Raw genomic sequence first — 21634 nt, forward strand, 5'->3', positions numbered from 1 at the left:
TCAGACCTCCACTCGCAGTTGGTCGGCATCGATGATGCGCGGCGGCGTGGCCGAACGCTGCTCGGCAGGCCCTGCGCAGCGCAGGGTTTCCTGCCAGAGCCGGGCCAGGGCGAGTTGGTAGTCGCCGCTCAGGCTTGCAGCGACAGGTTCGCCCTGAATGCAGGCTTTCAGGTGTTGCAACAGCCAGGTGACGCCCGCAGGGCCTTCGATTTCATGGGCGCTGCGCCAGTGGCTGGCTGCCGGGTGCAGGGGTAATGCCGTGGCTCGCTCAAGGTAGTTGGCGGTGCTGGCGTAGAGCGTCTGCCGATCGTCGTTGTGAGTGTCCGCATGCAGCGCGGGCGTCCAGTTGACCGGGCCATAACTGGCGTCCAGCGACAGGTATCCGCTGCTCCAGGCCAGGTTCAACTGATGCATGACCAGGCTGTGCAGGTCGGGATCGTCGGGGTCCATCCAGCTTTGCAGGCGCAGCAGTACACGGCTGCCCGGCAGATTGAGCGACAGGGTGTGAAAATCCGTGTCGCGATCCACCAGGCTCACGCTGGCCTGTGCCGCCAGCTCGCAGCCCAAGGCTTGCAGCAGCAGGTCCAGGCTCGAATAGAGCAACTGGCGACTGGTGGTCAGTTGCGCCAGTTGTGGTTTCTGGCCATCCAGCAACTGGCTGACACGTTGTGCTGCACCGGTCCAGCAACGACCGGCTTCGGTATGCGGGTAGAAACTGTTGACGATGTAATGCAGCCCCGACTGTGCGGCCAATTGCTGATGACGGGCGATTTCATCCGGGTGAACCGGGTGCTCCTGAATGACGTGCAGGCCACGGCGCAGCAGCTTTTCCGTGAGCTGCCCGCCGACACCGCCAACAATGGCCGAGCGAACCACGACACAGGCAATGTCCAGGTCGCCGGGCAATTGCTCGATGTCGGTGTACAGCGGGATGCCGAAGGCATTGGCCAGCGCTCTGGAACGCGGGCTGCCATTGGCCAGCAGGCCAGCCAGTTGCAGGCCGGGTTGCTCGTCCAGAAAGCTGTTGAGGTACAGCTCGCCGAATTTGGCCCCGACGATCAGGACTTTCAAAGGCGTACTCATTGTTGATGCTCCTTGTCAGTGGCGACCAGCCAGGCATTGATGGCTGCGGCGGTACGTTCGACTTGTTGCGGTTCGAGCAGCAGTTGCCAGTGATCGCAGGCCATGGATTCACGTCGGGCTTGTGCAGCCCACTCCTGCCAGTCCTGTTCGGCGGGTTGCCAGTGCTGCGGGCGGCCTTCGGCGGTCAGCCACAGGCACGGCAGGTCCAGGTGTTGTGGGCGTGAGTGGCGGGTCAGCAGCTTCATCAAGTGCTCGATGCGTTGCAGCCACTGTCGGGCCTGCTCCGGTTCCGGCTGGTTCTTCAGTACGCCGGCACGGGTGGCATTGCCCATGAACACTTCCAGTTGCCGGGATGCGGAAAGTTGTTCCAGATCGTCGGGCAACTCGACGGTCTTCGCGCCCCGGGCCATCAGGCGCAACAGGCCCGAACGGTTCTCGAAGTGGAAGTCTTCACGGCAGACCGGGTCGAGCAGGATCAGGCGCACCTGCTGACCATCGCGCTGCAACAGATGAGCAGCCGCTTCGGCCACGAATGTCCCGTAGGACCAGCCCAACAGCACATACGGTCCGCTGGCCTGTTGGCGGCGAATGGCGCGAACGTAATGTGCTGCCAGATCTTGCAGAGACTGAATACCCAGTGCATCGGCGGCCTGCAGGCCGAAGACCTGCAGATCCAGCGCTTGAGCCAGCGGCAGGTAAGAGCCTATTTCGCCATCGGACGCATGGAACACAAACATCGGCAGCTTGTTGCGGCCACGGGCCAGGGCCAGCGGGTTGTCGTCGGCACGGGTTTCGGTGGTCTGCAAGGTGGCGCAGAAGTCACCCAGACGCGGGTTGTCGAACAGATTGCGCAGGCTGCTGCTTGGGTAACCCATGCGGTTGAGGCGCGCGATCATGCGGGTCGCGATCAGGCTGTCACCGCCACTCTGGAAGAAGTCGCTTTCGGCATCCAGGCTTTGCCCGAGCAATTCCTGCCATAGCCGGGCGACGGCATCCAGTGTTGCCGGGTTCACGACTGCTGTGGGACGAGACTCGGTGCTGGCTGCTTCGGCACGCTGGGTTTCAGTCGCGCTCAACAACTGTTCGACCTGACGCAATGCCAGTGGCCAGTGTGTCTGCTGTTCAATATCTGCCTGCACGGCCGCCAGATCCAGATGCGTGTTGCCTTCGGCGCGGGCCAGCATGAAATGCTGCCGCATGCTGTCCTGAGCCTGTTGCGGCCAGTTCATCACCCAACTGAAGCCCGAAGCCTGCACGGCAGTGCGCCAGCGCGGCAGATCCAGCATGGCCTTGTCGTCTTCGCTGCGCTCGTCTTCAAAGTTGCTCAGGCCTTCGATGAACCCGATGCTCGCCAGTTGCAGCGCGCTGTCGCGTTCTGTGGCCTCCAGCAGCAGCAAATGCCCGCCACTGCGTAACAGACGATGCAAGCGCTTGAGTGAGCGTGTCACATGGGAAGCATCGTGCATCACGTTGACCGCCACGATCAGGTCGTAGCCTTGTGCCGGATGCTGGCTGAAGTCCACGGGCTGGTTCAGGTCCAGAATCGAGCTGGTCAGTTGTGGCCAGGCTGCGAAGCGCTCCTGGGCCTGCTTGAGGAACAGGCTGGAAACATCGGTAAAGCGGTATTCGCTCAGATGACTTTCCAGCATCGGCAGCAAGTGGTTGGTGGTGGCACCGGTACCGGCACCCACTTCCAGCACGCGCAGGTCACGACGTTTACCGGCCAGCGCCTTAGCGGTCTGTGCGAGAACACTGTTCAGGCAATGCAGGACCGGGTTGTTGCTGTAAAGGGCTTTCACGACCTCGTCGCTGTTACCGAACAGCAGGCTCAGTGGCGAGCGATCACCACGCAGCAACTCTCCATGCAACTCGATGCAGGCATCCAGATAGGTGGAAAGTGTCTGGCTCCAGTCGGCATCAGGCAGTGTCTGCGCTATCGCCGGGGCACCTTCTGGCGCCAGGGTCAGGTAGCGCTGCCCGTCCTGTTGTACCCAGCCTTGCTGGCAGAGCATGGCCAGCCATTGGCGCAGCAGGCCGCCAAATTGCGGCAATGCTCCCAGACGGGTCATCACCTGAGCCAGGTCATGGCTCTGACCTGCTTCAGTGAACAGCCCGTGTTTTTGCAGAGTGGCGAGGATGCCCTGGCGGGCACGGCTTTCGAGCGCTTGCCAGGTCAGGTCCACTTCCCGACGCTGGGCATCGCTCAGGTCCGGCAACTCGTTCAGCGCCAGTGGCAGCGGGGCGAGAAGGGTGTCATCAAGGGCTGCCGGTTCTCTGGCGACCAGTTCACCCAGCAAGGTCCGGCCATCGGTATCGACGCTGATTCTTGCCGCCTGAACGCCTTGAGCACGGCGCAACTGTGCCTCAAGGGCTTGCGGGTCGAAACGCTCGCCGTCCAGATTGACCGACCAGTCGTGGCGCGGCAGATCGGGCAGACCATCGAAGCCTTGGGGCTGGCTTGCCAGCTTCTGCAACAATTCGCCATAGGCTTGGAACAGGCTGTCGATCAAACCATCGGCCAGCACGTCCTCCATGCAGTACCAACTGAACACCAGCTCCCCGTCGATCTCCATGACCTGATGATCGAGCCAGACCTGCGGCGTCTGGGTGAAGACATGCACCGGGTCGCCGAGGGTCGAGGTCATGGCCTGATCGATGGCTTTACCGTCCAGCGACATGCCCAGCATGCTGGTGAACACCACCGGCATTGCCGGTTGACGGCTCTGGCCCTGACGGCGTCCGAGTTCGCGCATCAGTTCCACACCGTTGACGTTGGTGTGGGTGAGGCGTTGCCAGAGACGTGCCTGGGTACTTTCCATGACCTGGCGCAGACTGTCGCCGCGCCCCAGCTGGAAGTCGATCAACAGCACCGAAGTGAAGTCGCCGATCAACTGCTGGACCTGCGGATGCAGTGGACGGCGGTTGAAGTAAGTCAGGTTGAGGGTGAAGTCCGGCGTGCGGCTGACGCTTTCCAGTGTCTGGGCAAACAGCGCCAGCAAGGCCGCGGAGGCGGTGACGCCAGACTGTTGGCATTGCGTCTTGAAGCTGCTCCAGTGCTCGGCACCCAGCGTGGCCTGCAGAGTGCGGAAACGTGGCTGGCCCTGTTGCGGCACGGCGGCCATCGGCAACTGCGGAGCGGCTGGCAGGTGCTCCAGCGTGTCCTGCCAGTAGCGCCAGGACTGGCGCCATTGCAGGCTGTCGCGCTGCGCCAGGTCGGTCAGCACATAGTCGCGGAAGGTCAGTTGCAGAGGTGCAAGGTCCTGACCGGCATAGGCCGTGGCCAGATCGTCCATCATCACCTTGAAACTCTGCACATCGAACAGCAGCAGATCGAGGTTCATGTGCAGGCGGCAATGTTCGGCATCCAGTTCGCTGACCGTGACCTCGAACAGAGGCCAGCGGTCGGCGGGCAGGACCCGATACGACATTTCTTCGCGAATGCCCAGCAAGCGCTGTTGTTGCTGTTCCTCAGGCAAGTCGCGCAGGTCATTGCGTGGCAGCTTGTACCAGGGCGTCTGTTCAAGGATGCGTTGCCGACCGTCGCTGTCGACCACCATGCGCAGCATGTCGTGGCGTGCGATCAGCGCATTCCAGGCCCGCTCGAAACGGCTCAGGTCAAAGTCGGCATAGGCCTTGTCCCACTCGAACAGCACATGGCAGGCCACACCGCCGTATTCGATCAGGTCGGTGCGTCCCAGCCAGTAGGCGTGCTGAATCGGTGTCAATGGGAACGGCTCGAAGCGCGCCTTTGGATCAGGCACGATCTGCTGATCGTTCGCGGCCACCGGCGCTTTCCCGGCATCGGCCAGCAACAGGGCGCTCAGGCCGCGGATGCTCAGGTCGCGATAGGCCTGTTCGGCGTCCAGACGGATGCCCAGTTGGCGCTGGATATCGCTGCTCAGTTCCAGGAACAGCAACGAGTCCAGACCCAGTTGCATCAGGTCCTGATTTTCCGCAGGCGCAGAATCGGAGCCCAGGCGCAATTGTCGGCAGATCGATGCGCTCAGCCACTGGCTCAGGGCCTGACGATCAGCCTGTGCTTCGCCGGTCAGCACCGGTGCCGCGATGGCATTGGTCTGCCGAGTGTTCTTGGCCTGAGGTCGGGCGGCAGGTTGTTCGGCCTGTTGTGCGAACAGGCGACGACGCGGGTCGATACGCTCATGATCCACGCGCATTGCCAGGTGCCATGGCGCACCGCGCATGACAGCTTGCTCCAGATGCCAGAGACCTTCGCCTGTTTGCAGCGTGCCCATTCCGCCCTGAGCCAGTCTGGCATGCAGGTTGTCTTCGGCAGCCCGGCCGATTTCGCCCCAGGCACCCCAGGCAATGCTGATGGTGCGCAGGCTGGTGCGAGGATTGGCTTCGGCCAGACCGTCCAGATAGGCACTGGCCAGCGCATGGGCACCCTGGCCCGATGCGCCGAGGCTGGCAGCGGCCGAAGAGTAGAGCAGCAGATAGCGGCCCTGACCGGCCAGTGCGGTCTGGAGCTGGCTGGCGGCCGAGCATTTGACCTGCAACAGCGGTTGCATGCGTTCGCTGTCGAGGTTGGCCAGCGGTGTATCGTCCAGCAGACCGGCGCTATGAATCGCGCCAGTCAGGCCGCCATCCAGTTGCAAGTCTTCCAGGCACATGCCCAGTGCAGCCGGATCGCTGACATCGCAGTCGAACCAGCGCAATTCGCAGGTGTGCTCCTGTTGCAGGCGGGCGAACCATTGCCCGACGTCTTCAGGGCAACGAGGGGCGAGCAGGGCAATGCGACGGGCACCTTGATGAGCCAGCCACTCGACGCTCAAGCGACCCAGCCCGCCAAAGGCGCCGGTGACCACATGCCAGCCGTTGCCGGTGAAGCTTTGCGCGGGCAGGTTGGCGGTGCTGTGGGGTTGGACGGCCAGTGTCTGGACCTGCACCAGGCCATTGCGTACCGCGATCCAGCGTTCGCCGCTCTGTGCGGCGCTCAGTCCCGGCAAGAGTTGTTGCCATTCGTCACTGCCATTCAGGTCGATAGCCGCCAGCGCCCGCTCTGGCTGCTCGGCACTGGCAACCTTTAGCAGACCCCAGATTGCACGTTGTTCCGGACTTACGGCGGTCGGTGCCCAGGCATTGCGGGTGACCACCAGCAACGGTTGATCGGTGTTGTGGGTCAGGGCATTGAGCACGTCGTTGGTGATGCTTTGCAGCTCGCCGTTTTCCACGATCAGCAGACAGGCCTTGGCGTCAGGGTCATGAGCAATGCCCACTTCAGCCAGTGCAGATCGCATGCTGGCCGGTTCAATACGCAACGCGGGTACAACGGCATCCTGCACTTTCAGTGTCAGCCACTGCCAGGCGTAATGAGTTCCCGGCGCTGCTTTCAGTGCGGGCAGAGACGCGCTGGCCGCTGGCTGGTTATCGGCGCTGCCCAGCAAGAGCCATTGGCCTTGGTCATTGCGTTGTTTGAGGGTGACGCGGGCGACGCCGAACGGGCTGGCACACCATTCCAGCGACAAACTGTCCAGCCGCTCCGGCAAGGCGACAGACTGATTGAAGACTGGCACTTGGCGCGTATCGCCATGCCGCGCCGCCAGTTCGCTGCACGCCTGTTGCAGACGCGCCTGCCAGCGTTGTGCCTGGCCGGCACAATCGCGCCAGTCGGGTTGATAAAGGCTTTCGCCCAATTGTCGACCGAGGACAGCGCTGCCACTGTCGTGACCGGCACTGGCAGGGTTGTTGGTGACGTTCGACGCCTGGGTTCGGGCCAGCAGAATATGTTCGCTGATGTTGGCGGTGGCGCTGCCATCGTCCGGCAGCCAGTCCAGGCGCTCGAAACCGCTTTCCCGGCATTGCTGCTGCCAGTGTTCAGTGGACAGGAACAACTCGCCGCCACGGGCCTGTTCGTCATGCAGCGGCAGTACCAGCGGGCCGAACACGAAGTCGAAAAGACGCATCGGGCGGGTGATTTCGCGCATCAACAGGCCGCCACCGGGCTTGAGCAACGGGCGCAGGTTTTGTAGCGTCTGGCCCACATGCTGGGTGGCGTGGATCACGTTGGCGGCGACGATCAGGTCATATTGCCCGGCCAGGAAGCCTTGCTCGCCGGCCGGTTTCTGCAGGTCGAACTGGGCGTAATCGACAAAGTCGTATTCGCTGAACTTGTCTTCGGCGCGGCGGCTGAACAGGGCGGAGATATCGGTGAAGCAATAACGCACATCCGCCACATCCTTGAGCTCGGGCAACAGCCAGGCGGTGGTGCCGCCCGTGCCGCCACCGACTTCCAGAATGCGCAGCGGGCCACCACCGTTCTGCTGGTTCTGGTTGACCAGCCCGGTTATCACGCCTGCGGCAATCTGGTTGAAGTAGCGACCGAAACTGAATTGCTGATACAGCACTTCCACGCCGCTCGATGCGCTTTCCGGGAAGATCACTGCCACGGGCTCCACGGAGCCGTTCATCATGGCGAAAAGCTGCTCGCCAGCGCGTTCGACCGTTTCGGCGATCACGTCCAGGCCTTCGCAGCAGTCGCGCAACTCCTTGAGCAGGGCTGCGCGCTGCTCGTAAGGCACCGGAATGGCGGTGCGATAGAGGCCTTGTTCCTGCGCGTAGTAGCCGTCCTCGACACAGGCGTTGAGCAGGCGTACCAGCAATTGCCGGTGACGCGGTAGCAGACGCCCGCCACGCAGTATATCCAGCGCCGGAGCACCGGCATCGATGCGCTCGCCCACGCACTGACTAACCATCTGATCGACATAGATTGCATGCAGCTTGGTCACGCACACATAGAGGCGTTCCAGACGCGGCAGATCCAGGCTTGCGCCTTCCTGAATGACTGCCTTGCGACCGGCTTCCAGCAACGGATCCTGCTGAGTCACCGCGAGCGTTTGACGTGGCGTATCGCACCAGTAGCGTTGTTCATCGAAGGCATAAAGTGGTGCCTGGATGCGCTGCCCGCTGCTGGGCAGCAACTCGCGCCATGGCAGGTTGGCGCCAGCGGCGAACAGGCGCAGGAGGCTGTCTTGCAATACAGTCTGTGCGGGTTTGTGACGTCGGGCACTGGCGATCCAGTGAACGCCCGGTTGTTGCAGGCGAGTGCCAATGCCGGTCAGCGGTGCATCGGGGCCAAGCTCCAGGCTGATGCCGACGCCGGTTTGCAGGGCTTGTTGCAATGCCTGATGGAAGCGCACCGGCTCGCGCATGTGCCGGCGCCAGTAATCACCGCTTTCCAGCTCTGCCTGAGTCAGCGGCTGGCCGGTCAGGGTCGAGATCAGCGGGATTTTTCCGGGGTTGGCATGCAGGCGGGCGCAGGCTTGCTGGAACTCATCAAGGATCGGGTCGAGCAGACGAGAATGTGCTGCACCGGCCACGCTCAGGCGATTATGGCGGATCTGCCGGTCTTGCAGTGTTTGCACAAGCGCCTCGATGCCGTCACGGCTGCCCGAAGCCACCAGATGCTGTTCGGCGTTATGCACGGCAATCTCGACGCCATGCTGGCGGGCCAGAGGCTCAAGGGTTGCGGCGTCGCAGAACACCGAGAGCATCGTGCCTTCGGCGGCGCTCTGGTTCATCAGGCGACCACGGGTAATGACCAGTGGCAGCACGTCTTCCAGACGGTAGATTCCGGCGATCACCACGGCAGCGAACTCACCCACCGAATGACCGATCAGCAGGTCCGGCGTCAGGCCTTGTTCGCGCCAGTGGGCGGCCATGGCCACGGCAAAGGCCACGATGGCCGGCTGCGCATAATCCATGCGGTCGATCAGCGTGTCATGCTCGCCGAACATCACCGATTGCAGGGATGGTTGAAGGTGGGCAGCGCAGGCGGCGAAGCTGCGGTCCAGGCTTTCGGTAAATGCCTTGGCCTGGCCGTAGAGACTTTTGCCCATGCCCGCCCACTGGCTGCCCTGGCCGCTGCACAACCAGAGCTGTGCGGCCTGTTGTGCATGGCCGTCATGCAGCAGTGCATCGCTGTTGCCCTGGGCAAAGGCTTCAAGTGCCGGTGCCGTTTCTTCATGCAATGGCACCGCCAGGCGATAAGGCAGGTCGAGTTGGCGACCGTGTAACGCGGTATGTGCCAGGTTGGCAGGAGCGTTGCTGTTCTTGAGTTGCAGGGCGTAGCGACCGGCCAGTTGCTGCAGTGATGCCTGGCTTGCGGCGCTGAGCAACAGAGCGCTGGCCTCAGGTTTGGGGCTGACGCTGCGCAAGGTGTCCGGTACGGCTTCGACGATTACATGGCAGTTGGTGCCGCCGATTCCGAAGGAGGAAACGCCCGCGCGGCGCGGCCCGGCTGGCCAGTCACGAGGCTGGGTCGGGACCTTGAACGGACTGTTTTCCAGTTGCAGCGCCGGGTTGGCCTGCTCGAAGTTGATACTCGGCGGAATCCGCCCATGGCTGACGGCAAGCACCGTCTTGATCAGGCTGGCGATACCGGCTGCGGTGTCCAGATGGCCGAGGTTGCCCTTGACCGAGCCCAGCGCACAGCCGCCGATGTCGCTGCGCTGGGCGAAGACATCGCGCAGCGCCTGCACTTCGATGGGGTCGCCCAGTGGCGTGCCGGTTCCGTGAGCCTCGATCATGCCGATGCTGGCGCAATCGATATCGGCCAGCAGCAGGGCGTCGCTGATGACCTCACGCTGGCCGACCACCGATGGCGCGGTGTAGCCGACCTTGTGATGACCGTCGTTATTGATTGCACTGCCGCGCAGTACGGCAAGAACCGGATCGCCGTCGCGCAGGGCATCTTCAAGACGGCGCAAGGTCACGGCGCCTACTCCGTTGCCGGCAAAGGTGCCCTGGGCACTGGCGTCGAAAGGGCGGCAGCGCCCGTCCGGCGAAAAGATCATACCCGGCTGGTAGAGATAACCGGCCTGTTGCGGAAACGACACCGCAACACCACCTGCCACTGCCATGGAGCATTCGCCGCTGCGCAGGCTTTCACAGGCCATATGCACGGCGACCAGCGAACTGGAACAGGCCGTCTGCACCGTCATGGCCGGGCCGCGCAGGTTGAGCTTGTAAGCGGCGCGGCTGGCCAGATAATCCTTGTCGTTGCCCATCAAGGCTTGCAAACCCTTGACCTGAGCCACTTCGGTGACGCGGATATTGTCGCGGCCCGGATAGGTGCTCATGCGTCCTGATGCAAAAACGCCGGTCTTGTGAACAACGTCGCGTGGCGCAAAACCCGCATGCTCCAGAGCGTGCCAGACGGTTTGCAGGAACAGTCGTTGTTGCGGGTCGATGGATTCGGCTTCCTGACGCGAATAGCCGAACAGCGCGGCATCGAACCGGTCAGGGTTATCGATGGTCGAGGCCACATTGACGAAATCGGGGTTGTCGATCAGCGCCGGGTCCAGCCCGGCGGCCAACAGTTCTTCGCGGCTGAAACGGCGGCTGCATTCGCGGCCATTCAGTAGATTCTGCCAGTACTCGGTACTGTCGCTGGCGCCGGGGAAGCGGCAAGCCAGACCAATGACTGCGATGGGTTCACTGGTGCCGTAGAACTCTTCAAAGGTGTGCATGAATGACCTCTTGGGCAGGAGCGTTAGACGAAGTGGATGAAGCGCGTTCAAGGCGGCGACGCAGCCGCAACGCAGGCCATAGAGAAAGGCAGGCAATGGCCGCCAGAATGGCCAGCAACGCTGGATAGCCCAGATGATGGGCGACTTGCAGGGCGGCCATGGAACCGAGCATGGCAATGGCGGCATCCACCGATTGCAGCAGGGCATAGTCCGAGGCCGGTTGATGCGCTCGTACGACGCCCATCAACAGGTTGTAAAGCGTGACAAAGCTGATGGCCGCCGCGACATTGACCAGCGCGAACAGCGCCAGCCAGGCCGTGAGGCTGTAGAGCGTGGCGCCCAGTGCCGCCGCCACGGCAATCGCGGCGTGGATGGCCATGGCGGGCAACAGGCAGCGCCAGGCGCCGAAACGCTTGGCCAGCCAGCCACCGAGGAATACGCCAAGGGCGCTGGCGAGGGTGCCGTACAACGTCGTTACAAAACCCAGGTCCGCAAGGCTCAAGCCTTGATCCAGCAAGAGCACGGTTTGTACGGTCATCAGGCCGCGCATTGCCAGGTAGTAGATGGCGGTCAGGCAGAGCGCAGGCCACAGGGCCGTGAAACTGCTGAGGTCCAGCCTTGGAGGCCGTGTCGGTTCCGTGCTGACCGTGCTGGCCGGTAGCAGGCTCACCGGCAACAACAGCAACAGTGAAACCGCCGCCATCCCGGTAAAGCCCGCACGCCAGCCCCAGCGCTCGGCCAGGTAGAGGAACACGAACGAGCCGAACACCACGCCCAGATAACTGCCGCCCACCTGCGCGGTATTGGCGAACGGACGACTGGCGGCATCACAAGTAGTGATGGTGATACCGTCGGCATAGATGTCATGACTGGCCGACAGCAAGGCCAGCAGCATCAAACCGGCCATGATCGGGTAGATCGAATGCTCCGGTGCCAGAAAGCCGAGCGTCAGCAAGGTCGCCGCCATGCACAGTTGCAGGATCACCAGGCTGCCCAGGTAGCGGTTGCCGCGCAGGGAAATGCTGTGGCGTTCGCACCAGGGTGCCCAGAGAAACTTGCCGACCCAGGGCAGGAACGTCAGCGACAGCAAACTGAGGCTTGCAAGGTCCAGCCCCTGATGACGGAAGTAGCCGACCACCCCTTGCAGCATCAAGGCCGTGAGCATGCCTTGATGCAGGTAGTAACACCAATAAGGCAGGTAGCGGCTCATGAAGCACTCCCGATGCGACGTAACCGTCTGGCATTGCGCTGGGTCAACTGGGTACGACGCGCCTGTTCCAGATCTTCGCTGACTGGCGCTGTCTGGCTCAGATGCAAGGCCAGCGCATGGGCATTGGGGTAGCCGAACAGGTCCGTGACTTGCAGTTGCGGGTAGCCCGACTGAGTCAGACGGATATGCAACTGCACCAGCTTCAGGGAGCTGGCGCCCGCATCGAAGAAGTTCTGTCGGGCGTCGTGCAGCTTCAGCCCCATCACTTCGCTGAAGCTCTGGCGGATCTGTTCGACGATCTGCTCATCGACCTGGTTGCCGGTGTCAACCGGCGTCGGTACTGGCAGTGCGCGGGGCAGGGTGGCGATTGAGGCGCCTGCCTGTTTGCGCGTCACCAGTTGCTCCAGCGGCAAGGCCCATGCCTGCGGTTGTTCGGCCAGTTGATGCAACAAGGCAACGTACTGCGCAAACATGGCGCGCAGCATCTCTGGCTCGAACAGCGCCTCGACGGCATCCCAGTTCAGGCACAGGTCGCCTTCCGACTCGTAGACCTGATGGTCCAGCCAGATCTGTGGCGTCTGGGAAATGCCCCAGACCGGCTTGAGCCAGGACGACTCGGCCATGAAGCGGCCTTTGTCGAAGCCCAGCGCGCTGGTGAACACCACCGGCATCTGCGCGGCAGTCATACCGTTGCGTCTGGCCAGTTCGCGCATGACCCGGATGGCCGAGTGGTCGCGTTGGGCCAGATCGCGCCAGAGTCGCTGCTGCAGGCGTTGAGCGCTGCCGAGCCACTGGCCGGTCGGTTGCCAGGCCAGCAACAGCAATGACGTGAAGTCGCCCAGTACCCGGTCGATGTGCGGGTGCAACGGCTGACGGTCGAACAGCGTCAGGTTCAGGGTCAGTTCACGTTCGCTGCTCCAGGCCGAAAGCACGGCGGCGAATGCACTGAGCAGCAGGCCTGAAGGCGTCAACTGGTGCTGGTGTGCCTGGGCTTTCAGGCGTTCCCAGGTGTCTGCCGGAATCCGGTCGGCCAGACGCACGAAGCGCGGTGTACCGACTTCGCTCGGGTCCTGTCGCAATGGCAGGCGCGGCGCGGACGGCAGACTGTCCAGGCGGCGCTGCCAGTAGGCCTGGGCGTTGACGGCCTCGGGTTGCGCGGCACGCAGACACTGGTAATCCCGGAAGCCGATCTCGATGGGCTCCAGTTCGCGGTCGGGTTGCTGATACAGCACTTCCAGTTCGGCCAGCAGAATCTGCATGCTCATACCGTCGAGCAACAGGTTGTCCAGGCTGATGAAAACGCTGCTGTGCGTGCCGCCATCCTCGGCGATTTGCACATCGAACAATGGCCATTGTTCCGGGTTCAGCACTTGATGCGACAGGCGATCACGCAGCGCCAGGGTTTCCGGGGCCTGCAGCGAGCTGACGCGGTGACGTTGCGGCACAAAAGCGGGAACCTGCTCCAGCACTTGCATGCTCCCGTCACGCACCACTGCGCGCAGTGTGTCGTGGCGGGCGATCAACTGTTGCCAGACCGACTCGAAGCGCTGGATATCCAGTTGTTCGACGTTGAACTCGACAAAGAAATGCGCGCCTACGCCACCCAGTACGAAACCGGGCTGGCGACCCACCAGATAGGCTTCCTGCACATCGCTCAAGGCAAAAGGCTGATAGCGGCCAGCGGGATCATGTTGCAGGTTTGTCGCAGGCGCGCTGTTGTCGGCAACCAGAGTGGCGGCGAAGGCTTGCAGGCCCGGGAAGTTGAACAGGTCATCGAGCCGTGCGCGATAGCCATGCTTGCCCAGTTCGCCGATCAGTCGGGTGGCCAGCAGGGAGTCGCCGCCCAGCTGGAAGAACTGGCTTTGGCAATGAACCGGACCGGTCTGCAACAGCTCTTCCCAGAGACGGGCCAGCAATTGCTCGCTGTCGGTGCTCGGGGCCTGAGTGTCGTCGAGGGTTTCGACGGCAGGTTTGCAGAGCTGGGCCAGAGTCTTGTGGTCGATCTTGCCATTGGCAGTCAGGGGCAGAGCGTCGAGAAAGTACAGGCGCTGCGGGATCATATAGCCGGGCAGTTCGCTGGCCAGTGCCTTGGCCAGTCGTGCCGCGTCCGGTTTTTGCAGTGTGTCGCTGGCGCGCAGCACCAGACGTTGCACATCGCCCAGGCGATCAGCCTGGCAAGCGTTCAGCCCGGCTTGTGCCAGCAGGTTTTGCCAGTGAGCGGTGTTGCGCAACTGTTGCGTGGCACTCTGACCGCCGTTGAGCAGATCCGCGCTGACCAATGCCAGCGCAGAAGCCTGCGCCAGTTCCAGCACGCAGACGGCTGCGCCCGGTGTACAGAGTTTCAGCCAGCGCTGGAGTGCCAGCTCTGGCTGATCGATGCGGTGCAACTGGTTATTGATCAGCAGTACATCGGCGCTGTGGCGCAGGGTCTGGAGTTCGGCATCGGTGTCGCGACAGGCTTTGCCGTGGGCAAAGCGGGCCAGACGTTCCCGGGCTTTGAGGACCAGCGCCTGGGACTCATCGATAGCCGTGTATTGCACCTGGGTGGCGCTCAGTCGCTCCAGCAGATGAACGGCGCCCACAGCGCTGCGGGCACCGGCTTCGATCAGCCGCACGGGGCGTTGCAGACACTGGCTCAGGCTGGCAATGGAGGCCGCCAGTTGTTCGAGGGCGGCGCTGCTGCCAGCGCTTTGCATCAACAGATGCTCGGGCGACCAGTAAGGGTGATCGAGCAAAGTCCGGGCATTGCGTTGGCCGCGCAGGATATCGCTGAGTGCGTCATGGTGAGCGTTCAGCGCTTCCTTGAGTGCGTAAGTCGAATCGTTGTCGGCGCTGCTGACCGATTCGGCGCTGTGTGTGCGCTGCCATTGTCCATCGGCATTGCAGCTCAGGCGGCCCTGGGCGCTCAGCCAGTCCAGCCAGCGACCCATCAGTCCACGCCATTGTTCCTGAGCGCCATAGGTTTGCAGGGCCGCGTCGAGGCTGGCGGGTGTATTGAAGTCCAGGCCGTTGAGGGCCAGATGCTGGGTCAGGAAATCAGCCAGCAGAGCATCTTGCGAGGTCGATAGCTCGGCAAGGCAGGCAGACGTCAGCCAGTCGCAATAGTCGGTCGGTGTGCGTGGGTCGGCTTCCACCGGGCTGCACAGGCTTGAGCCTTGCGGCACGACAAAGGCCACCAGACTTTTTTCCCGCTCGCCCAGCGCCATGCTGATGGCGCTTTTGACGCCATCCAGACGGTTGAACGCTGCATCAATTTCACCCAGCTCAATGCGATAGCCGCCGACCTTGACCTGCTTGTCGCGACGACCCAGAAACTCCAGAGTGCCGTCGGGCCAGTAGCAGCCCATGTCGCCGGTGCGATACCAGCGTGCGCCGTCCACTTCGACGAATTGACGGGCGCTGCGCTCGATGTCGTTGAAGTAGCCTTGTGCGACGCCGATACCGCCGATCCACAGTTCCCCCGCAACCCAGTCGGGGCAGTCGCGACCCAGCTCATCCACCACGCGATAGCTCTGGTTGGCCAGCGGCTGGCCGTAGGGAATCGAGCGCCAGTTCGGCTCGACACGCGCCACGGTGCAGGTGTTGGACCAGATCGCCGCTTCCGTCGCACCGCCCATGGCCACGAACTGGCCGTCGGCGCGGTACTGGTGATAGCGCTCGGGCAGGTCCAGGCCGATCCAGTCGCCGGACAGCATGACCACCCGCAGATGTGACGGGCTGTGCAGCTCGAAACCTTCGCTGTAGGTCAGCAGCATGTCGAACAGGGCAGGTACGCTGTTCCATAGTGTGATGCCGTGTTTCACGATCAGGTCGCACCACAGCGCCGGATCACGGCGCTGCTGCTCGTTGACCAGCACCACCGAAGCGCCTGAACCGAGCACGCCGAAGATGTCGTAGACCGACAGGTCGAAATGCAGCGCCGAGAGGGCCAGTACCCGGTCGTTTTCGTCGACCTGATGGCGCTGGCTGATATCCACACAGGTGTTCAGGGCGCTCTGATGGCTGATGACCACGCCTTTGGGTTCGCCGGTGGAACCCGAGGTGTAGATGATGTAGGCCGGTTGTTGCACATCCACCGCCACTTGCTGAAGCAGCGGTTCACCGAGGATTGCCTGCTGCCAGTCGAGGCGATTGTCGATGTCGTTTTCGCGAGGTTCTTCCGCGCTGGTCAGCACGCACTTGACCCCGGCACCTTTATAGATCCCCAGGCGTCGCGCCAGCGGTTGATCAGGTGGCACGGGAACGTAAATGGCTCCGGCCTTGAGAATGCCCAGTACGGCAATGATCTGGCCGATATCCTTGAACATGCTGACCGCGACCGTATCGCCTGCGCTCACGCCTCGGGCTTGCAGGCTGCCGGCAAGGCGACTGGCCTGGTCGATCAACTGGGCAAAGCTCAACTGACGCTCGCCCTGAATCAGCGCGATGGCATCTGGACGGTGTGTTGCCTGGGCGAAAACGGCGTCGTGCAGCAGGCCGGCAGGCACGGGACGCGCCGTGGCGTTCACCAGCTCGCGAACCACACGTTGGGTGGCAGGCATCAGTTCTGGCAGCGGGCGTGACCAGCCGCTCGGGTCAGCAATCAAGGCCAGGACCTGCTCGAAATAGACCTCGAACAGCGTGTCGGTCAGCCCTTTGGGGAACAGGTCGTTGTTGCTGTCCCATTGCAGCATGATCTGGCCGCGGTGCTCGAACGCCAGGTGGTCGATCCATACTTGCGGGGTCTGGGAAATGCCCCAGCCCAGTTCGCCGATGGAGCTTGCTTCGGCTTCGCCATACAGCGGGCGTCCCAGATTGCTGGTGAACACCAACGGCGCGCCATGGGGATGGCGCTGGTGTTTCTTGAGTTCGCGCAGCACTTCAACGCCGGACCAGGCGCTGTGCTCATGGACTTCGGCAAACGTCCGCTGGTTGGCCAGTGCCAGTTCGGCAAAGGTCTGCCCGTCACATTCCACCGGCAACGGCAGGATATTGGTGAAGTCGGCAATCATGCCGGACACAGCCGGATGCAGTGGCTGACGGTCGAACAGGGTCAGGTTCAGCAGCAGTTTCTGTTGGCCGCTCCAGCGACCCAGCACCGCGCTGAACAATGTGGCCAGCGCCATGGTCGGGGTTACGCCGTGGTTGCCGGCGTGCTCCTTGAAAACCTGCCATTGCTCGGCGTCCAGTTGTCCGCGACGGCGGCTGATGCGGACCTGTTCGATACGCTCGGGTTCTTGCGCCAAAGGCAGGATCGGGGCCAGCGGCAAATCGTCAAGACGCGCCATCCACCAGGCTTTGGCCTGTTCGATACGGGCCTGATCGTTGCGTTCGACCTGTGTCAGGTAACTGCAAAAGTCGTAATCGGTGGGCGAGGGCGGCAGCGGCTGGTCTGCTATCAGGGCAATCAGTTCCTCGAACAACTGGTTGAAGCTGGCGGCATCGCAGACCAGCAGGTCGATATTGACCAGCAGCCGGTGTTTGCCTTCAGGCAGCAGGCACAACTGGAAGTCGAAGGTTTCCCCGATCTCGACCTGCAAGCGACGATGGCCCAGTTGCTCACGTAATTGCAGGAGGCTCTGCTGGCGCGAAGTCTCGTCGTGCTGACGCAGGTCATGAACCTTCAGGCCCGGCCATGAGGAGTGTGGTTGCCATTGCTGGCGACCGTTGGCCAGAAAGCGGGTCTTGAGCATCGGATGGCGTTCGATCAGCTGATAGATCGCAGGCTCCAGCACCTGTGCGGTTAGCCCATGGCCATCGAATTCCTGATACAGATGACAACCCACGCCGCCCAGTGGTTGCTCGCTGGAGCGGCCTACCAGATAGGCGTGCTGCACGGCGGTCAGCGGGAATGGCTGGCCATCGCTCATGCGCGGCAGCGGTTCGGTGGCTTGTGGTACTGCGGCACCCGAAACTTTGGCGCGGGCATTGGCCAGCAGGTTTTGCCAGCCCTCCAGCGTCGGGTGGTCATAAAGCTCGCTCAAGGTCACCTTGAAGCCCAGGCGACGAAAACGATTGAGCCAGGCCATCAGGTGCATTGAATCAAGGCCCAGCCGTAGAAGGTTGGCATCGCCTGGTAGCTGTTCGACGGGCAAGCGAAGTTGCTTGGCGATTTCATCAACCAGTGTTGCAGGGTCGAAGTCTTCAAGCGTTGTGCCGCGCGTAGTCGAGGCTTTTCTGGTCGATGTGTACATGGTAAGACTCCATCCAGACAAGTACTCGTGCCGCGCAGGGTTTGCGCGGCGCGTAGGGTTCAGGTGTTCAGGTTCCAGTGCCGTGCCCGGCTCTGCTGATGCCATAAATGTGCGTAAAGACCGTTCAGCTCCAGAAGCTCGTCGTGACGGCCCTGTTCGACGATGCGCCCGCGATCCATGACAAGAATCTGGTCGGCGTGCTGGATGTTGTGCAGACGGTGAGCAATGACCAGCACGGTGCGGTCACGCACCAGAGCATCCAGCCCCAGTTGAATCGCGGCTTCCGAGGACGGATCGACGCTGGAAGTGGCTTCATCGAGCAACAGGATCGGGCTGTTCTTGAGCAGGGCACGGGCAATGGACAGGCGTTGGCGTTCACCACCTGAAAGCCAGCCGCCGTTTTCGCCAATCCGCGTGGCGTAACCGTCTGGCAGGGCCTCGATAAAGTCGTGGGCCTGAGCAAGGCGTGCGGCGTGGATGACCTCCTGTTCGGTTGCGTCGGGCTTGCCGACCAGCAGGTTGTCCAGCACGGTGCCGGAGAACAGCGTGACGTCCTGGAAGACCATGGAGATGTGTTCTTGCAGGTACTGACTGCCAATCTCACGGGCCTCGATGCCGCCAATCTGCAAGTGACCGCTGTCGATGTCCCAGAGCCTTGCGACCAGATGCGCCAGAGTGCTTTTGCCGGCTCCGCTCGGGCCGACCAGTGCGGTCAGGGTGCCTGCTGGCAGGTGGCAGGAAATACCGTCGATCACCGTCGATTCACGCTCGGCGTAGCTGAAGCGCACATTCTTGAGTTCGATATCGAAGTGTTGGGGTTTGCGTGGCGTGGAAGGCTCAGGCATCGGTGCCTGCTCCAGCAACTGCTCGGTGCGGGTCAGGGCCAGATGGCCGAAGCGCAGCAGCAGCGTGGAGAAACCCAGGTCGATGGCCTGGCGATACAACGGCAGAGACAGCACGGTAAAGATGAGCAGGTTTTCGATGCTCAACTGCCCCTTGAGCAGCAGGTTGCAGCCCAGCAGTACCATCAGGATGAAACCGGCTTCGATCACCAGTCCGAACAGCCCGACCCAGGGTGCCGGTTTCAGTTCGATGCTGACCATCGCCTGATGCTGCGCATCCATCACTTTGTTCAAGCGTTGCAGGGCGCTGCCGAACCGGCCGAAGCTGCGGATCACCGCAATGCCTTGAATGTATTCCTGCAACGCTGCCTGGGTGCGGTTGTTATTGGTGAGCATGCGGTCGGCATGCACCAGAGTCTTGCGGATCGCTACATAGATGGCCAGGCAGGCCAATGGCAGCATGGCCAGCACAGCGAAGGCCAGCACGGGTTCCAGCCAGAACAGGAAGATCAGGAGAAAGGCCAGCTTCGCAAGCGACAGGGCGAAGACGCCGAGAAAGTGTGACCAGAGATGTTCTACCAGTGCCAGGTCACCGGTGACCCGAGCGCTGATTTCGCCGCTGTGGGTCTTGCCGAACCAGCCAAGAGGCAGCTTTTGCAGATGGTCCACAAGGCGAATGCGGGCGTTGGCCATCATGGCGTAGGCACCAGTGAAGATCAGCGGGGTGCCGATTGCGCCGGTGACGATTCGGGCAATCAGGCAGGCGAGCATCGCCAGTGCCAGCCCGATCACGCTCAAGGTGGTGGCCGTGCCTTTGAGCAGGCTGTCGAGCAACCAGTACAACAAAGGGTAAGGCGCAGCGCTCAGCAGGCCTTCCAGCACTGCAAGGCGCAGGCCCTGATTCAGATGTGGGTCACGCTGGCCGGCCAGGCGTTCACCGGCTCGCATCAGATTGGCGATCATGCCGATACTCCTGTACTGCTCAGTTGCCATTGGCGAATACGTGTGTGGTCTTGCCAGAGCTGTCGATACAGCGTGCAGCCTTCAAGCAGCTCTTCATGACGACCGACGCCGCGCACTTGCCCCTGATCCAGCACGACGATGCGCTGGGCGACAATCACGGTATGCAGGCGGTGGGCGATCATCAGCACCGTGCGGCCTCGACACAGATTGGCCAGAGCTTCCTGGATCAGCGCTTCGTTTTCGCTGTCGGCATAGGCGGTGGCTTCATCAAGAATCAGTACCGGAGCGTTCTTGAGCAGGGCGCGGGCGATGGACAGCCGCTGGCGTTCGCCACCGGACAGTTGCGCTCCGCCTTCGCCGATCCGGGTCTGATAGCCCTGCGGCAGACGCTGAATGAAGTCATGGGCACAGGCTGCGCGGGCGGCGGCTTCGACGCTGGCCTGATCGGCATCGGGCCTGGCCAGCAGCAGGTTGTCGAGCACTGTGCCGTCGAACAGGTGAACCTGCTGGAATACCGACGCGACCCGTTCGAGCAAGGCTTCCAGCGGCCAGTCACGCAGATCCGTGCCGCCCAGAGTGATACTGCCGCTGTCGGCATCGAACAGACGGCAAACCAGTTGCGCCACGGTGCTCTTGCCGGAGCCGCTCGGGCCGACCAGCGCTGTCAACTGGCCTGCCTGGGCGCTGAAGCTGACCTGGTTCAGGGCTTTTCTTTCGCCATAGGTGTGGGAGACGTTTTCCAGGCGCAGGTCCAGTGGCGCATCGGGGATGCGGGCGTCCGGGTTTTCGCTCATCGCCGGGCTGAGCAACACCTCGTTGATACGGGCCAGTGCCGCATTGCGTTGTACCTGATCGCCGAGCATGTAGGTCAGGCGCAGCAGTGGCATCAGTACGGCGGGGGCGAGAAGCAGAAACAACAGCAATGTTTCCAGGGTGATCTTGCCTGCCAGCAGCAGCCAGGCACCCAGTGGCGCAACGATGATCAGGTTGGCGCTGAGCAGGCCCGAGAACACCACCCAGAACAGCGAACTCTTGCGGGCAAAGCCGGCCACCCACTCAGCGGCACCGCGAATGTCCTTGCTCAGTGTGCCGAAGCGCAGGCTGGTCAGGCCGAAGCTTTTCACGACCTGTATACCTTGCAGGTACTCGCTGAAGCTCTGGGAAATCTGCTGTTGCAGGCTTTGCCATTTGGCCATGCGTTCGGCCGAGCCCTTGACCATCAGCATCTGCGCTATAAAGGCCAGGGGCAGCGGGGCAATACAGGCCAGTGCCAGTCGCCAGTCGATGCAAAGCAGCACGATCAGGGTCAGCGGCGGCATTACGGCGGCGGCTATGGAGTCGGGGAGTGAGTGAGCAAAAAAGCCTTCAAGAGAGCCGACGTCGTCGTTGATTGTGCGACGCAGGTCCGTGCTGCTGTTCTTGTTGAAGAAGCTCAAGGGGACTTCGCCCAGATGCCGGGCGATACGGCTGCGCAGCTGGCGTAATAGCTCGAAGGCCGCGAGGTGGGCGGTTACATGGCTGACGGTCATGATCAGCCAGCGCAACAGAACGGCAAAAAGCGCTGCCAGCCCCCAGCCCAGGGCGGCTTCGGCATTGGGTGCGGTATTGAGCAGCATCTGCGCAATCTTGTAGATGCACCACAGCGGCACCAGGCTGAGCAGGGTCGAGGCCACGGCGCAACCGATGGCGATGGCAAACATTGTGGGTGCCAGTTTCAGCAGCCCGGTATGGCTCAAGGGCTCTTTTGTGGTCGTGCCGACAGTGTCGTGTTGTGGGCTCATTCAGAACTCCTGTAGGTTTCTGTGCTTTTCAGGAGGGTGCACGGGGCCGGGCTGACGGCTGAAGGGCCGTGGCCACGGGGCATTCCGTTGAAAG

Annotated in this window: 6 protein-coding genes; all 6 read right to left on the reverse strand. The window is 62.4% G+C overall.

The window, feature by feature from the left end; all coding sequences use genetic code 11:
• The 6 genes from ACODS3_RS04830 to ACODS3_RS04855 are packed head-to-tail and all read right to left on the reverse strand — an operon-like array spanning position 1 to position 21540.
• Positions 1-1083: a Gfo/Idh/MocA family oxidoreductase gene (locus ACODS3_RS04830; protein WP_201001916.1), complete on the reverse strand. Its 1083-nt coding sequence runs from the start codon at positions 1081-1083 to the stop codon at positions 1-3.
• The gene (locus ACODS3_RS04835) at positions 1080-10571 is read right to left on the reverse strand and encodes a polyketide synthase (protein ID WP_489033506.1); all 9492 of its coding nucleotides are present in this window, start codon (positions 10569-10571) and stop codon (positions 1080-1082) included. Before ACODS3_RS04835 ends, ACODS3_RS04830 begins: the two co-directional genes overlap by 4 nt.
• A complete protein-coding gene (locus ACODS3_RS04840) occupies positions 10558-11781 on the reverse strand; it encodes an MFS transporter (protein WP_489033508.1) in 1224 nt (407 codons plus the stop codon). The genes ACODS3_RS04835 and ACODS3_RS04840 overlap by 14 nt, the downstream gene beginning before the upstream one ends.
• Positions 11778-17954, reverse strand: a complete 6177-nt coding sequence (locus ACODS3_RS04845; protein ID WP_489033509.1) for an amino acid adenylation domain-containing protein — start codon at positions 17952-17954, stop codon at positions 11778-11780. Before ACODS3_RS04845 ends, ACODS3_RS04840 begins: the two co-directional genes overlap by 4 nt.
• 59 nt (positions 17955-18013) lie before the next feature.
• Entirely contained in the window at positions 18014-19759 is a 1746-nt protein-coding gene (locus ACODS3_RS04850) for an ABC transporter ATP-binding protein (protein WP_489033511.1), read from the reverse strand.
• A complete protein-coding gene (locus tag ACODS3_RS04855) occupies positions 19756-21540 on the reverse strand; it encodes an ABC transporter ATP-binding protein (RefSeq protein WP_489033513.1) in 1785 nt (594 codons plus the stop codon). Before ACODS3_RS04855 ends, ACODS3_RS04850 begins: the two co-directional genes overlap by 4 nt.
• Positions 21541-21634: the final 94 nt, after the last annotated feature.

Source organism: Pseudomonas sp. FG43 (assembly GCF_057809175.1).